Origin of the sequence: Rhizobium sp. BT-226 (genome assembly GCF_025847085.2) — a bacterium.
GTDB lineage: Bacteria > Pseudomonadota > Alphaproteobacteria > Rhizobiales > Rhizobiaceae > Rhizobium > Rhizobium sophorae.
The window spans coordinates 176,652-192,001 of the sequence record NZ_JAOYTI010000002.1; the positions used below are offsets into that span (position 1 = coordinate 176,652).

The window sequence follows — 15,350 nt, forward strand, 5'->3', positions numbered from 1 at the left end:
CCACCCTTTGCAATGGCGGCGCTATAGCTCGCCGGCAACATGAACAAATGGCATTTTCGTTCGGGACGTTCGGCTCCCGCTTCAGCATTTCTGCCTATGTCTCGTTCCGTTTTCCGCCGCTAGCGGGACGAAGAAAGTGACATTCTGACTGGGATTTCAAGGGGAAAAATGGTCGGGGCGACTGGACTCGAACCAGCGACCCCTTGACCCCCAGTCAAGTGCGCTACCGGGCTGCGCTACGCCCCGACCTGCCGAAACGGCTTGCTTCGTTTAGTTTTTCAGCGCGTGCAATGCAAGCGGAAAAACCTTGCCTTCAACAAAAAGGAGTCGGTTTGCCCGAATGGTCAGATCGCGGCGAGCGTCAACCGGCCTTCGGCTGTTTGGCGGGGCTGCCATGCCTGGTAGTTGGCGATCGAAAAATGCGGTGTTTCGAAGGGCGTGGCGTGGGTTTCGGTGATGACAGTGACGTCGGCGCCGGCAGCCTCGCCGGCGAGGATGCCGGCGACCGCATCTTCGAAGACCAGGCATTTTTTCGGATCGACGCCGAGACGGCTTGCGCCGAGCAGATAACCTTCGGGGCTGGGCTTGCCTGATTTGACCTCTTGGCCGCTGACGATGACCTTCGGCATCGGGATGCCGGCGGCGGCCATGCGGCGCCCGGCGAGTTCGATCGGCGCCGAGGTGACGATTGCCCATCTGCCATCGGCGATGGCGCCGAGGAAGCGCACAGCGCCTGGGATCTCGACGATGCCGGAAACATCCTCCATTTCTTCGGCGAGCAGCAGATCCGCCTCATGGGCAGGATCGACGCCGGGCAGGCCAAGCCCGCGGATCACATCGGAGGCGCGGATGCCGTGGATCGTCTTCAGGAAGACCTCCGGCTCGAAGCCGTGGCGTATTGCCCATTCACTCCAGACGCGTTCGACGACAGCAATGGAATTCAGCAGCGTTCCGTCCATGTCGAAAAGGAAGGCGTCATAGGATCTGTCGAGGATGTCATGGAGAGCGGGCACGGGCTTTTCCTTGCAAGCATGAGGCCGACGCGGCCTTTGCGCAGGCGAGTAGCGGAGAGCGGAAGCGGCGTCAACGTCAGTTGTTGGTGTCTGGATGGGTGACGTTACGGACGTCGGCAAGACCGCGGGCGGCGTCGCGGCTGCCGGTGGCGGCAGCGGCTTCGAAGATACGGGTAGCATCGCCGTACATTTTGAGATTGAGGTAGCTGTAGCCGCGCAGAACCATCAGGTCGATGCGCTCCTGCTGCAGCTGGGCACGCTGATCGAGATAGATGAGGGTTTCGCGGTAACGCCCGGCGTCGAAGGCTGAAAGCGCACGGTCGGCGAGGATTGCTACCTGAAGCTCGGCGGCGCGCTGGCGGTTCTGCGGCGCCTTGGTGGCCGCGACGGCGGCATTGGCGGAGAGACCGGCGCGCAGATAGGCAAGGCTCTGGCCGTAGGCTGCGTCTTCACGGACCTTGCGGGACGGGCTCTGCAATGCGGCCTCGAAGGCCGAGATCGCCTCCATCGGCCGGTTGATATCCATCAGGCACCAGCCGCGCGACAGCGCGTCGGCCGGCTTAAGCTGCCCCGCATCGATCGTCGTCGAGCAGCCGCGCGTCTGGCGTGGACCGCGCGGGACGGTCACCGTGTCCATCGCCGGTCTCGCCGCACGAACGACCACTTCCGAAACCGGTTGCAGGGTCACCCGACGCTCTGCCGGAAGCGGCTCGGCCGGGGGACGCTGCGTCGGTTGAGCCGGTTGCTGTGCGACAAGCGCCCCCTTCGCCGGCGGCGGCGTGACGACGTTTGGCGTCAGGGAGGACGTGTCTTCGAGATTGGTGATCCGGGTCGACCGGCCGGCCCAGGCGCGCTGGAGGTCGAGCACGCCCTTGCGGTCGCTCAATTGGTCGCGAGTGATGACAAGGCCATAGGCGGACGGTTCGTCATCGGGTTTCCAGGCAAGCGCCGTCTCGAACCAGCGCGCGGCGGTCTGGAACTGGTTGAGGGAGCGGGCATACCAGCCGAATTGCTGCGCTGTCGGCACGGATTTGCGGGCGATGACCTCGGTGGCGATGCGGTGCAGCACGTCTTCGGCCAGATCGGCCGGCGGCTGCAACGCCATCAGGTTGGCAGTAGCGGCGAGATAGGTTGATGTCGCGTCATCGGAATCGGCGCGCCAGCGGAACATCACCTCTTCGGCTTCCTCAGGCGCCTTGCGGGCGATCAGCGCCAGCGCCAGCCCCTGCGAAGCGGCCGCCGAATCTTGCTTGGCGCGGGCGGCGCGGAACCATTTTTCGGCATTGGCATCGTTGTTGCGGCGAAGCTGATACCAGCCGAGCAGCAGCGCATCGGAGGCAAGCCCCTCCGTCCCGGCGAGCTTTTCGAGGTGGGCGACGTAATCGGGCGCGATGGCGAGATTCGGATCGTCATTGCCTTCGGCCATGAAGCGCCGGGCGAGGTTATCACGGATCGCATCGAATTCCCTGCTGCCGTCGGCGGCAGGCTTCTCCAGCGCGAGCAGCGCCTGCATGGGTTGGTAGGAAAGCAGCGTCGAGGCCTTTTCGACCGTCGCCTGCCGCTCGGCGGGATTGGTGCAGTTCTTCAGGATATAGGTATAGGCGTCCTGGCCGCGCTGCACCCTCTCCGTCCGGATGAAGGCTTCGGCGACGCGCCAGAGAATATCGATCTCGCTGCAGGTGAGCAGGCTCGGCGTTGCGGCAGCGGTATCGACTACCGTCGCATATTGCTTGAGGTCCGAAGCATTGACGAGGCGGGCGCGGGCCTCGGCGACGTCGAGCCGGTCGAGCAGATCGGCCGGCGGCTGCCATCCGGCATCGGCTGCCTGGCGGTCGGCGATCGCCTTGCGCAGCTCCGCATAGCGGCCATCGGAATAGAGCTGCCACATGGCCTCGAGCTGCTTGTCGCCATTCTGCGGCACGGCGAGCGGATCGGCTGGTGGAACCCAGTTGGGGTAGAGCGCCTGAAGGCGGGAGATTTCGGCCTGCAAGCGCAGCTTGTCGCCGCGGCTGGCGAAATAACGAAGCGCACTTTCATCGACGGCGGGCGGCGGCGCGGCCGCCTGCTGCGGAGCCGGCGGCTCTGAAACGATGGGCGGTGTGACCGGCGCCGGCTGGGCGGCCGTCTGCGGTGCCGCAGGTTGCGATGCCACAGGCGGAGGTGCCGCAGGCTGCTGTGCTGCGGCATCCGGCTCGGGTGTATCCGGTGCCGACGGCGGCGAGGAGGTGATTGCCTCGATCTTATCGGCGACGAGCTGCGCATTGAATTCGGAATTGCCGGCGGGAGCCTCGGTCGGCTTGATGCGGCCCATCATCATCAGTTCCGGCGCCGGCTTGCCGGCAGACCCAAGGCCGAACCTTTCCTGCAGAGCGGCGCGGTCCTTCAGTCCGGTGACGAGGGTCGCCACCACCACTGCCGCTGAAACTGCCACGAGAGAAGACTTCACAGACACTCCGGATGCTTCTCCCCGATATAGGCCAGCCCCAGCAGCTGAAGGGTAGACGGATAATAGAGCGCGGGCGCAAATTGCAGGGCCGAGCTCGGCAGCTTGGTCCCATCGACAACACAGGCCACAACATCGTTAACAATTCGATAACCGGGGTCCGACAGGACGGTCTTCGGCCGGCCGGTGGTCAGATCGATGGTGGCGGGAACGCCGTCTTGCGACATCCCCTTTTGCAGGCGGACGAGCAGCGCCTTGTCGGTGATGCCGCCACGCGCGAGATAGAGCGGGATGCGGATGGCGTTATAGCCGAACTCGGCGTCGAACCCCTTTGCCGGCCGTGGCTTATCATGCAGGCTCACCCATTCGGCAGGAAGCTTGCGCGGGCCGAACTGCATCCTGTTCAACAGCTCCACGCCGTCATCCGAGAGTTTTTTCCAGGCATCCGACGGAGCGAGCGCAGCCATCACCGGGATCGCCTCGTAGATCCAGTAGGACGGGTTGACGACGGGACCGTCGTCACGGTCGCTGCCGGTAAAACCTTCGGTCCCCGGCAACAGCAAGGTGCGGCCCTCCGAGCTGGCGACGGTTTCGGCAAGCAGAGCCTGCGCCATGCGGGAGGCGGCGAGGATATAGTCGTCGCGTTTCCACGCCGTACCGGCAAGCGCCAGAGCATAGGCGATCAACATGTCGCCATCGGTGGCATTGTTGGTATCGGCGACGTGCGGCTTGACGTTCGGATCCCATTTCCAGACGGCCAGGCCGTCGTCGCGCAGCAGCAGTTCGGTGCGGGTAAAATACCAGATCTGCTCGAAATCGGCCGGGCTTGCTGCGAGATAGGCGAGCAGCAGGCCATAGCCCTGCCCTTCGCTGTGGCTGATATTGCCGTTGCCGTTATCGACGATGCGCCCGGTCGCATCGAGAAACTTCGCCTTGTAGGCCGACCATGCGCCGGCATTGATCATCGCCTGCTGCGCGACCGCGGGCTCGCCCGTCGGGGCAAGCGCGACCATTGCCGCCAGCAGGAGCGCGCGCCACCGCCTCATTTCGACCGGCCCAGCCTTTTGAGCATGCTTGACGTCGTGACGCCGATCAGCAGCACGAAGAGGACCAGCAGGAAGGCATAGGAGAGGATGTTCGTGGATAGCCAGTTGGCGGCGATCAGGCGGTAGTTGGCGATCGACCAGGGCATGGACGGCACAAAATCGAAACGGGTGACGGGCACCGCCTCGATCTTGCCCGTCTTGCCCGAATAGGTGGTGATGTGGCCCGATATCTGCGGCCAGTTCAGCTGCGCGGTTAGAACCTCGAGCCCTTCACGCAAATCCTTCGCCGACGGCGCCGTTACCACCGTCCATGAGCCCATTCCCGCAGGGCTGGAGCCCTGGGCAACCAGCAGCGTGGCGGCGTTGGGTGGCGTAAAGATCTCCTCGGCGCCGGGCACGAACTGCAGCGAACTGCGGGAGATGTCGAAATTGCGCGACAGCCACTCGCGAAAGGCCGTGACGCGGCTGCGCAACACACCGCCGCTGACCTTGGAATTCCACTCCTCGAAGGCCGTACCGGTATCGACGACAGCAGCCTGCGCGTCCGTCACGGGACGCCACGAGGCCTGGCTCGCCGTGGAGATATTGGTCTGCGACAGTGCCGTTGCCGGCATCTGCGAGATGGAGCCGATGAAGATGGCATCGCGATCGCCGATCATATTCGGCGAGGCGACGGATTCGACGGCGATCGGATGGCCGGCGGTGATCGCCATCTGACCAAGCAGGGTTGCGGCGGCCGAAAGTGTGTCGGCGTCGATGCGGTCGATGAAGAGCGGTGTCGGTTCCGTGGCCCGACCATAGGGATAGGCGGTGCCGGCCATGGCCGCCAGATTCGGACGCTGACCGACGCGGGCGAAATCCGGGATATGCAGCTCAGAGGTATCGAACAGGGCAAAGCGCGGGGTGGCGCCGGCGGTCGCGCCCGGCGCGCAAGCCGCATCGTCCTTGGTCATCAGGATCGCCTCGATCGCCACCGAATTGAGACCGGGCTTGAAGTGCCGCATCGTCACGCGGATCGGCAGATGACGGAGAATGCCGCCCGATGTCGTGGTGATCGGCACGGTGGAGGCGATGTTGTCGTTGACGTAGATATCGATGTGGCTGCCGGGCAGCACGTTATCGGTATAGGCCGCGTCAAGCAGCACCTTCGCCTCGCCATAGGCATTGGCATAAAAGTCAGCCGGCACGGCGATATGGAAGCTGGTCCGCAACCGCCGGCCGGAGAATTCGGTGGTCTTCACGCCGAGCTGCGACAGGGCGATGTCCGTATCGGAAAAGACCAGCGGCGCGTTCGGCGCGCTCCAGCGCTCGGTGGTCAGCACGTCGCGGCGGACATTCGAGGACCTGTCCGTCGGCGAGACGATGGTATCGATCGCCGAGGAGACCGCCTGCCAGGTGGGCCCGCTGATCAGAAGCACCGGCGAGCCGCTGCGCGGATCGGAGACGAAAGTGGCGAGTGCCGCACTTTCGGCGCCGGGCGGCAGGCCGGGAAAGATCGGCCGCAGTTCCGCCGCGGTACCAACGAGCACGCTGAGCTTACCAGGCCCGGCAGCCGGAAGCGAAGTGGCGCTGAAGGCAAAGATCTGGTTCGGCATGCTGCTCAGCACCGACAGGCCCTGCGCCAGCCGAAGCAGCGGCCTGGTGGTTCCCGGCTGCTCCAGCGCCGGGACGACGATATCGAACTCGGTCTTGCCGGCGCCATCGACGCCGATGGCACGGATGGCATCGGCGCCCGCCAGTAGTGCGGCGTCGGTGCCGGCGAAATTCAGATAGGTTCCGGACGGATCGATATTCGACCACAATTCATAGGTGGACTGAATGCTGCAATCGGTGCGGTGGCGCTGGGCGGCTTCAAAGGTGACGAGATTGGCGCCGGGCTGCAGCAGACCGGGCGGGACCTCGAAGGTGACGGCCGACGGGCCATCCGGCGAACCGACGCGCTGTTGGCCGATCGGGCGGTTGTTGAGATAGACGGTCAGCGACGAGGCCTCAGGTGCGACGACGATCGCATTCTGGTATGCGAAGGTGAAGCTCGCCTTGGCCGCCGCCTGCTCCGGCGTCAGATAGACCGACCATGACCGGCGATCATATTCACCGCCGAGACCCAGTTTCGAAAAGGGCACGACATAGCGGCGGACATCGCCGGAGCGCGGCGGCGCGGCGGTATTTGCCGCCGCGCCCGGTTGGAGCGCTAGCGCCGTCGGCTGCGACTGGACGGCGATCGCCGGAGGAACGGGTGCTGGAGCGGCCGGAGTTGCAGGTGCGGGTATGACGGAAACCGGAGGCGTGACGGGAGCCGGCGCAGGAGCTGGCGACGGCGTGGGCGGTGTCAATCTCGGGGTAACGGATGCCCCGGGCGGTCGCTCGCCGGACATGTCGAAGGGTGCCGTCTGCGCCTGGGCGAAGGCGGAGGCATGCAGCAGAAGAAGCGAGGCGGCAACGATCCTTCTCATCCGGCGTTGACCTTTGCCGCCTGCTGCTGGGCCTCCCGCTCCGGCCGCATGCTGCGGAAGAAGTAAATGAGGCCGCGGCTGGTCTGATAGAGCGACAAGCCGAGGAACCAGATAGTGCCGCGGATCAGGCCCGGATTGCGGCGGCGCGCGGCCTGGAACTCAGTCCACTGGCCGGAATTGGCAAACATCAGGTCGGCGATCAGGCGATGGTCGAGCGCGCTTTTCGGCACATATTGGCAGCCGACATTGGAGATGTCGCCCGACGGCTCGATATTGCGGACGATGAGCGGCAGCGTTTCCAGATCCGCGCCGCTATAGGGCCGGAAACGGATTTCGCCGACGGCGCCGACCAGCATCTCGTCGAGATGCTTGTTGAAGATGTGAAGCCTTGCGCCATGGACGGAGACGTCCTCGATCGAGGCCGCGTACCATTTGCCGTTGGCGCCGAATTCACAGCGCCGGTTGACGCGGACGCGGCGGGACAAGGCGCGTTCGCCGCGCTCCGAGACGACGCCGAGCGCGCAGCCGGCCATGATCAGGTTGATGGCGTTCCAGCCGCCGACGACGAGCGTGACGTCGGCCTTATAGGGCTCGGCGTAGATCCTGTAGATGGTGATGACGAGCGCGATGATCTGCACCGCGAAAATGACGAAGAACGGACGGCTGATCTCCGACAGGCGGCTGACGGCGATCGATTCGTCCTTGGCGGTGACCTTGAAGGTCGGCTTGCGCGGATTGAGCATGACGGAGACGACAGCCGGCAGCAGATGCACGGTCTGGACATATTCGTAGAGCTCGGAAATCCAGGGCCAGCGGAACGACCCGTAGAGGTAGTTCTGCATCATCAGGTTCACGAGCATATAGGCCAGCGTATAGGCAAGGAACTCGCCGCCGGAGGCGGTGAAGATTTCCAGGTCGAAGAACAAATAGAAGAGCGGCGCAAACAGGAAGATCGTGCGTGGGAACGGGAAGAGCCAGAAAAGCGTGGAGGACATGTAGCAGAGGCGCTGCGGGATCGTCAGGCCGCGCTTCAGAAGCGGGAAGCGGAAGCGCAGGATCTGCATCATGCCCTGCGCCCAGCGGCTGCGCTGGCCGATGAAGCTTGCGAAGGTGGCCGGCTGCAGGCCGGCGATCAGCGGCTTGTCGACATAGATGCTGTTCCAGCCGCTGCCGTGCAGCGCCAGCGCCGTCTCGCAATCCTCGGTGATGCTGATGCCGGAAAAGCCGTTCTGGGATTCAAGCGCCTTGCGGCTCAAAACCGCGGCCGAGCCGCAGAAGAAGGCGGCGTTCCATTTATCCAGGCCGCGCTGGATGATGCCGTAGAACATTTCGTTCTCGCTCGGCATCTTGTCGAAGGTGCGCAGGTTACGCTCCAGCGGGTCGGGATTGATGAAGAAGTGCGGCGTCTGGACGAGGAAAAGCTTCGGGTCATCTTCGAAATAACCGACGGTCTCGAGCAAGAAATCGCGGGCCGGTGCGTGGTCGGCATCGAAGACGGCGATGAGTTCGCCGGTCGAATGTTTCATGCCGTTGTTGAGGTTGCCGGCCTTGGCATGCTCGTTGCGGTCGCGCGTAAGGTAATTGACGTCGAGATCGTCGCAGAGCTGCTTCAGCTCGATATGGCGGGCGGCCGCCGCCTGGGCTTCGAGCAGCTTGCCGGAGTTGCGCTTCTGCAAGGTGCCGCCGTCGTCGAGCAGCCAGACATGCAGCTTCTCGGCCGGATAATCCATGGCCTTGGCGGCGGCCAGCGTGTTTCCGAGCAGGCCGGCATCCTCATTGTAGGATGGCACGAAGACGTCGACATGAGGAAGGCGCCCGGGATTGGCAGCACGCGAGGGGCGCGACGGCAGCGGTGTAGCAACGATGAACAGGCTGAGCGCCAGCATCGCGACGCTATACATTTCGGCCAGATAGAGCAGTAGGCCGGGAATGAAGTTTTCCAACTGATTCAGAGGCGGCAGCGTGTTGGTGGTGCGCCAGTAAACATAACGCAGCACGATCGACGTGCCGAAGGCGAGTGCCACCAGGCGCCACGTCCCCTCGCCCTTCAGGATCTTGATCACCGCCATCACAGTCACGACCGTGATGCTGGTGATGAGCTGGGTCTGCAGGTTGACCGGCAGCGTGATCAGCACGATCATGCAGAGCGAAACCACGGCCCATATGATGACACTGCGGGCTTTGCGCATCGACGTTCCTTCGAAATTGCTCAACCGGGGGCACCATCTGGCGCCCACGGACATGCTCATTATCGTCGGCAGGCGGCCGTCATGGCCGAGTCGCCTATGCAGTCCGGCGAAGGCACGGTGACGCCGATCGCCCTTACCGATTGTTCGTTCGGCGCGGGCGCCGCATCCGGCTTTGCACTCGTCTGTGGCGCCTCGCCCGGCAGCGGTACGCGCGGGCCGATGGGCGCGGGCATGGGTGCTGCGCCTTGAGCCGGTTGTGAGGTCGAGGCCCTGCGAACAGGCGTTGCCCGCGGCCGGCTGACAATCGCGGGCGCCGGCTCATAGCCGATCGGCATAGGGCTGGCGCGGTAACCGCCCTCGTCGGGATAGATCGGCGCGCCGGTGCGTCCGAGCGCTACGTCGGCAGGCGGCGGATTGCCGTAAGGGTTCCAGACCTCGCCGTCGAAGATGCCGGTGACGGTGTAGCCATAGACGATGCCGAGGAGCTGGCGCTCGCTCGCTCTCGCATCGCAAAGGCGCAGGCGCAGCTGGATCATGCCGAAATTGTGCGCCTGGGTATTGGCAGCCGTGCTCGAGCGGATCTGCTGCCAGGCATAGACACAGGTGTCGCCGGCACGGCTGCGGCCGGAGGCGTAGCCGAAGGGGCCATAGGCGTTCTGCAGGAAGGTCGCCGACGTCGCCATCGGCACGCTGGGGGCCGAACGCGCCACCTCGCGGGCAATGCCGCTCTCGTTGATCATGCTGAAGCCCGCATTACCGGCGCCGGGATTGGCCCCGGAAGCGCCGAAGAACTGGACCTTCAGAAAATTCTGACCGGGCACGGAGGATGAGGTAAACAGCGAGATCGTCTGCTCGACGCCGTTTCCACGCTTGCGCTCGACAACGCTAACGATCGACGGGCCGCCCGGCGGCGGCAGGACCAGCGCCTTTTCAGGCGCCACGGTTTCCGGCCCGGAGGGCTGGCGCACACCGCCCGTCGATGTGCAGCCGGCCATCACGCCTGCTACGACCACCAACAATATCGTCTTCCGCAAGCGCATGTCTCGAGCCGCCGCAATCGTCTTCTAGAGATCCGTTCGCAAGCCGAAACGCGACGGATCGTCGAATCAACGACCGGTTGGTCGTCCGTTCAGAATAAACGTCCAACATGGTTAGCGAAAAGTAAACAAGCGAGCTCCAACATCACCATCTGGACTCTTTTCGAACGCTGTTCAGGCGGCTCAACCGTATGATGCAGAAATTAATTTAGTAACAACTTAATTTCTCTCATTGCGCCTGTCTTCCGCTGTGGCGAAAGCCCGCGGGGAACTATGCCGCATGGCCAGCGTTGCCTTGATGTCTGATAGAAAAGGAGAACATCCCATGCGCAAGATCATGCTGGCTGCGGCCGCCATGCTGACCATTAGCTCAGCCGCCTTCGCGCAGAGCACCGTCATCGTTACCGATCCCGCACCGACGGGCTCCGTCGTATTACCTGGTGAGGTGCGCACCTATGTGATGGAGCAAACCACGCCGTCCGTCGTCTATGAAGGCGATATCGCGGTCGGCGCGACGCTTCCCGATACCGTCGAAGTGCATACCGTGCCCAATATCGACGGCTACGGCTACACCGTCGTCAACGAGCGGCGCGTGATCGTCGAGCCGAAGACGCACCGCATCATCCAGGTCCTGGAATAATGCGATCTTGAACTGTGGACGTGCGGCGGCAATCCGGCTTCACGTCCGCTCATCTTCCATCCTCATCGGCACATTCAGAAGCTCACGGATCTTGTGGGCGAGCTGCTCCAGGCTGAAGGGCTTGGCGAGCAGGGAAACACCGTGATCGAGCACACCATTGTGGACGATGGCATTGCGGGTATAACCCGTCGTGTAGAGGATCCGGATCGTCGGCCATTTTTCCTGGACGACATCGGCAAGTTGGCGGCCGCTCATCTGCGGCATGACGATATCGGTGAAGATCAGGTCGACTGCCGGATTTTCTTCGATCAGAAGGAGCGCCTCTATACCGCTTGCCGCCTGCAACACGGTGTAACCGAGTTCATGCAAGCTTTCGGCGGTCATGGTGCGGACGTGCTCATCATCCTCCACCACCAGGATCGTGTCATTGACGCTGCCCTGAGGGATAGGCTTGGCGCCGGCCGTGCCCGACCGGGCGTCCGCCGTGCCGACATGACGGGGAAGATAGATCTTCAACGTCGTGCCCCTGTCGATCTCTGAATAGATCTTGATGTGACCGCCGCTCTGCTTGATGTAGCCGTAGACCTGGCTGAGGCCGAGACCGGTGCCTTTGCCAGGCCCCTTGGTCGTATAGAAAGGGTCGAAGGCACGCTCGATCACTTCCGGCGACATGCCGGTGCCGGTGTCAGTCATGCTGATCATTACATATTGACCTGCTTCGACCTCCGAATGCATGCGCGAATATCGCTCGTCGAGTTCGGTATTGGCGGTCTCGATCGTCAGATTTCCGCCGCCCGGCATGGCATCGCGGGCATTGACGGCAAGGTTCAGGATGGCATTCTCGAGCTGGCTCAAATCGGCAAAGCTCGGCCAGAGACCGCCGGCAAGCACGGTCTCGATCCGGATCTGCTCGCCGAGCGTGCGCCGCAATAGCTCAGACATACCGCCGACCAGCTTGTTAAGGTCGATCACCTCCGGCGCGAGCGGTTGCTGGCGCGAGAAAGCGAGAAGACGCGCAGTCAGCACCGCCGCTCTCTGCGCACCGTCTTTGGCATTCTGGATTGAGTATAGCAGGCGAGGATCCTCGCTGCCGGTCAGGCGCCGCTGGGCGAGATCGAGGTTGCCGATGATGATTGCCAGCATATTGTTGAAATCATGGGCGACGCCGCCGGTCAGTTGGCCGATCGTTTCCATCTTCTGCAACTGGCGGACCTGCGCCTGAGCGGCGGCATTCTCTTCCATCTCGTGCCTGAGCTCGGCAGTGCGCTGGACCACTGTCTGTTCGAGGCGCGTGTTGAAGCTGTTCAGCTCGCTGCGAAGGCGGCTCTGCCTGCCATGGGCGATGAGGATCATCTCCATCAGGCCGACGATGATCACGGCATTGATGAGGTAGCTGGTAAGGCCGACCCATTGGCCGGCGGTGGCCGGCCAGAAAACATTGTGCGGCTCGACGAAAAACTGCTGGACAATGAAACCGGCAAACAAGGCCGCGACAAAGCCCGGCCCGGCGCCGCCTATGAAACTCGCGAGCAATATCGCCGGAAGGAAGCTCAGGAAGGGAAAGCCGGAGAGAGTATCGCTGGCGGCAAGCCTCAGAAGAAACGTCAGGCCAACGAAAGCAACGGCAAGCGGATAGGTATAACCCGGCCTGTGACGCAGCCAATCCGTGGCACTCAGCAAATCCATTCGACACCCCTTCTTCCAGCGCCGCCATGTCTTTCCAGACGGGCAAATGACGCTGTAGCGCTTTGAATTGCTGCATAATTTTATCCTTAAATCGCTCCGATTTAAGGAACTACGCAGGAGCCGATGCGGAGACGGCATTCCAGCTTTTGCACATCGAATTTCAACCGGCAATATGCTGTTTCTCGTACTGCCGGCCACAACGTCTTGACGAGCGGTGCAAGCAGTCCACATAAACCTCCATGCCTAAAGCGTGTCGCAATCTTTCAGATTCGCTCCTTGCGCTTTAGGTCTTTGTTTTTACGCATGTCGTTATCGCAAAACCGCGGCACACTTTTGCGCGACATGCTTTAGCAAGGGGGCAATGGGTGAACCGGATCATGAAAGACATATTCATCGTCGAAGACGACGCACTGATTGCCATGCTGCTCGAGGACATGCTCGCCGATCTGGGCTACCGGGTCTGCGCCAGCGCGCCCGACCTGGAGCGGGCGCTGGCAGCCGCCAGGGATACGGAGTTTGACGCGGCCATTCTCGATGTCTCGCTTGCCGGGCAGAGTTCGCTGCCGGTCGCAAAGCTGCTCGACGAACGCGGCAAACCCTATCTCTATGCGACGGGATACGGTACCGCACCTGACGGCAGCAGCCCAAGCACGCTGCCCGTGCTGCAAAAACCCTTCCAGCTCAGCGAACTCGAACAGGCGATGAAGCAACTTACCGAAGCCTGATTCCTCTTCAGCGCACCTGATCGAGCAGACGCTTGCATTCCAGGAGGTCGTAGAGCGCCTCCTGCAGCAGCGCCCTGTCTTCCTTGCCGACGCTCGACTTGCCGATCGAGACTTCCTGCTCGTCGTCGCCAGCGACGAAATTGAAGAACCGGCGGGTGATCGGCGGCTTGGCGCGGCCGACAATCTGGTCTTCGTCAGCCATGCCGACGCGCGGTTCCCCGGCACCCGTGTCCTGCACGCCCGACGCAAGCGCCTCGACGCTGGCGAGGTCGCCATGACCGACCGATATGACGAACTTGTTGCCGTTGGTCTTCAGGAGCTTCTGCACACCCTTGATCGTATAACCGTGATCATAGAGCAAATGCCGGATGCCTTTGAGGAGGTCCACGTCCTCCGGTCGATAGTAGCGACGGCCGCCGCCGCGCTTCATCGGCTTTATCTGGGGAAAACGCGTCTCCCAGAAGCGCAGCACATGCTGCGGCAGATCAAGATCGTCTGCGACTTCGCTGATGGTGCGAAAGGCATCGGGGCTCTTGTCCAACGTCATGCTGCTACGCGACCTCGCGGCTCGATCCTACGGCGACTCATCATATTTCAACGGTTTGGCGCCGACAATTCAAGTCATGTCTCGACGTTGCGCACAAGGATGGGGGAGTGCGAGAGAGAAAAAACACCGTTCCGAAACGGGAAGCCGATGATCAGGGAGCCGGATTCTGCGGCTTCAGCTTGATCTTGCGAGCGACATGCGCCTTGAGGATGCGCGTCTTCAGCACGTTCGACGCCTTGAAGGTCATGACCCGGCGGGGGGAAATCGGAACCTCCTCGCCGGTCTTCGGGTTGCGGCCGATTCGTTCGTTCTTGTCGCGCACCTGGAAGGTGGCAAAGGAGGAAAGCTTGACGGTTTCACCACGCACGATGGCGTTGCAGATCTCGTCGATGACGGTTTCGACCAGTTCGGCAGATTCGGTCCGGGAAAGCCCAACCTTTCGGAAAACGGATTCCGCCAGGTCTGCTCGCGTCACTGTTTTTCCGGTCATGGTTTCCCCGCCCATACAAAATATTTTGTGAAATCGCACGAAGAGTATTTGTCTTGCGCCTTACGGTCAAGCTCTTGTTCGCCGCCAGTTTTTTAGGATTCGTGCCTACCAGCGCAGCAGAACCGCACCCCAGGTAAAGCCGCCGCCCATCGCTTCGAGCATCACCAGGTCGCCCTTCTTGATGCGGCCGTCGCCGGCAGCGGTCGCAAGTGCGAGCGGGATCGAGGCGGCCGACGTATTGCCGTGCAGGTCGACGGTGATGACCACCTTCGCGGCATCGATGTTCAGCTTCTTCGCCGAACCGTCGATGATGCGGCGATTGGCCTGGTGCGGCACCAGCCAGTCGAGATCGTCGGCGGTGGTGCCGGTCGAATCGAAAGCCGCCTGAATAACGTCGGTGATCATGCCGACGGCATATTTGAAGACCTCGCGGCCTTCCATGCGCAGCTTGCCGACAGTGCCCGTCGTCGATGGTCCGCCATCGACATAGAGCTTTTCCTTATGCGAGCCGTCGGAACGCAGATGTGCGGTCAGCACGCCGCGATCGGCAACGGTGCCCTCGCCTTCGGTCGCTTCGAGTATGATCGCGCCGGCGCCGTCGCCGAAAAGCACGCAGGTGGTGCGGTCGTTCCAGTCGAGAATGCGCGAAAAAGTTTCGGCGCCGATAACGAGAACGCGCTTGGCAAGCCCGCCGCGGATATAGGCATCCGCCGTCGTGACCGCATAGACGAAACCGGTGCAGACAGCCTGGACGTCGAAGGCGAAGCCATGGCTCATACCGAGCCGGTTCTGGATGTTGACCGACGTGGCCGGAAACGTGTTGTCCGGCGTCGAGGTGGCACAGATGACAAGATCGATATCGGCAGGCGTCAGGCCGCCATTGGCAAGGGCTGCGCGCGCGGCGGCTTCGCCGAGCGACGCCGTCGTCTCGTCATCGCCGGCGACATAACGCTGGCGGATGCCGGTGCGCTGGACGATCCATTCGTCTGAAGTGTCGACGATGGCCTCCATATCACGATTGGTCATCACGCGCTTCGGAAGTGCGGCTCCGAACCCGCGAACCACTGAACGGATCATCTTT

12 protein-coding genes and 1 tRNA gene are annotated in these 15,350 nt (G+C 62.7%); 2 read left to right on the forward strand and 11 right to left on the reverse strand.

All coding sequences use genetic code 11. The annotated features are described in order from the left end of the window. Nucleotides 1–169: 169 nt before the first annotated feature. The 7 genes from OIU37_RS10995 to bcsN all read right to left on the reverse strand — a co-directional run bounded on the left by OIU37_RS10995 (nt 170) and on the right by bcsN (nt 10,184). A tRNA-Pro gene (locus OIU37_RS10995) sits at nt 170–246 on the reverse strand. A gap of 98 nt (nt 247–344) precedes the next feature. Then, nucleotides 345–1,013: an HAD family hydrolase gene (locus OIU37_RS11000; protein ID WP_264257521.1), complete on the reverse strand. Its 669-nt coding sequence runs from the start codon at nt 1,011–1,013 to the stop codon at nt 345–347. A gap of 76 nt (nt 1,014–1,089) precedes the next feature. Further along, the gene (locus tag OIU37_RS11005) at nt 1,090–3,459 is read right to left on the reverse strand and encodes a cellulose synthase (protein ID WP_264257522.1); all 2,370 of its coding nucleotides are present in this window, start codon (nt 3,457–3,459) and stop codon (nt 1,090–1,092) included. Further along, nucleotides 3,456–4,502, reverse strand: a complete 1,047-nt coding sequence (locus OIU37_RS11010) for a glycosyl hydrolase family 8 (RefSeq protein ID WP_171600913.1) — start codon at nt 4,500–4,502, stop codon at nt 3,456–3,458. The genes OIU37_RS11005 and OIU37_RS11010 overlap by 4 nt, the downstream gene beginning before the upstream one ends. Next, nucleotides 4,499–6,955, reverse strand: coding sequence for a cellulose biosynthesis cyclic di-GMP-binding regulatory protein BcsB (locus OIU37_RS11015; protein ID WP_264257523.1), 2,457 nt, complete (start codon nt 6,953–6,955; stop codon nt 4,499–4,501). The genes OIU37_RS11010 and OIU37_RS11015 overlap by 4 nt, the downstream gene beginning before the upstream one ends. Further along, the gene (gene bcsA, locus OIU37_RS11020; protein ID WP_171600915.1) at nt 6,952–9,144 is read right to left on the reverse strand and encodes a UDP-forming cellulose synthase catalytic subunit; all 2,193 of its coding nucleotides are present in this window, start codon (nt 9,142–9,144) and stop codon (nt 6,952–6,954) included. Before bcsA ends, OIU37_RS11015 begins: the two co-directional genes overlap by 4 nt. A 59-nt stretch (nt 9,145–9,203) precedes the next feature. Further along, the gene (gene bcsN, locus OIU37_RS11025; RefSeq protein WP_264257524.1) at nt 9,204–10,184 is read right to left on the reverse strand and encodes a cellulose biosynthesis protein BcsN; all 981 of its coding nucleotides are present in this window, start codon (nt 10,182–10,184) and stop codon (nt 9,204–9,206) included. 322 nt (nt 10,185–10,506) lie between these two features. Here bcsN and OIU37_RS11030 point away from each other — a divergent pair, with 322 nt between their 5' ends. Further along, a complete protein-coding gene (locus OIU37_RS11030) occupies nt 10,507–10,821 on the forward strand; it encodes a DUF1236 domain-containing protein (RefSeq protein ID WP_171600916.1) in 315 nt (104 codons plus the stop codon). A 39-nt stretch (nt 10,822–10,860) separates the two neighbouring features. Here OIU37_RS11030 and OIU37_RS11035 read toward each other — a convergent pair whose 3' ends face one another. Further along, nucleotides 10,861–12,507, reverse strand: coding sequence for an ATP-binding protein (locus OIU37_RS11035; RefSeq protein WP_264257525.1), 1,647 nt, complete (start codon nt 12,505–12,507; stop codon nt 10,861–10,863). Between the two features lie 377 nt (nt 12,508–12,884). Between OIU37_RS11035 and OIU37_RS11040 the strand changes: the two genes are divergently transcribed. Beyond that, the gene (locus OIU37_RS11040) at nt 12,885–13,232 is read left to right on the forward strand and encodes a response regulator (protein WP_171600918.1); all 348 of its coding nucleotides are present in this window, start codon (nt 12,885–12,887) and stop codon (nt 13,230–13,232) included. Nucleotides 13,233–13,239: 7 nt separating this feature from the next. On the opposite strand, the gene OIU37_RS11045 is transcribed toward OIU37_RS11040, so the two are convergent. From OIU37_RS11045 to OIU37_RS11055, 3 genes are all read right to left on the reverse strand, one after another. Continuing rightward, a complete protein-coding gene (locus tag OIU37_RS11045) occupies nt 13,240–13,779 on the reverse strand; it encodes a MerR family transcriptional regulator (protein ID WP_003558354.1) in 540 nt (179 codons plus the stop codon). Nucleotides 13,780–13,930: 151 nt separating this feature from the next. Then, nucleotides 13,931–14,269: an integration host factor subunit alpha gene (locus OIU37_RS11050; RefSeq protein WP_047616420.1), complete on the reverse strand. Its 339-nt coding sequence runs from the start codon at nt 14,267–14,269 to the stop codon at nt 13,931–13,933. A gap of 105 nt (nt 14,270–14,374) precedes the next feature. Continuing rightward, complete coding sequence (locus OIU37_RS11055; RefSeq protein WP_011651317.1) at nt 14,375–15,346, reverse strand: beta-ketoacyl-ACP synthase III; 972 nt, start codon at nt 15,344–15,346, stop codon at nt 14,375–14,377. Nucleotides 15,347–15,350: the final 4 nt, after the last annotated feature.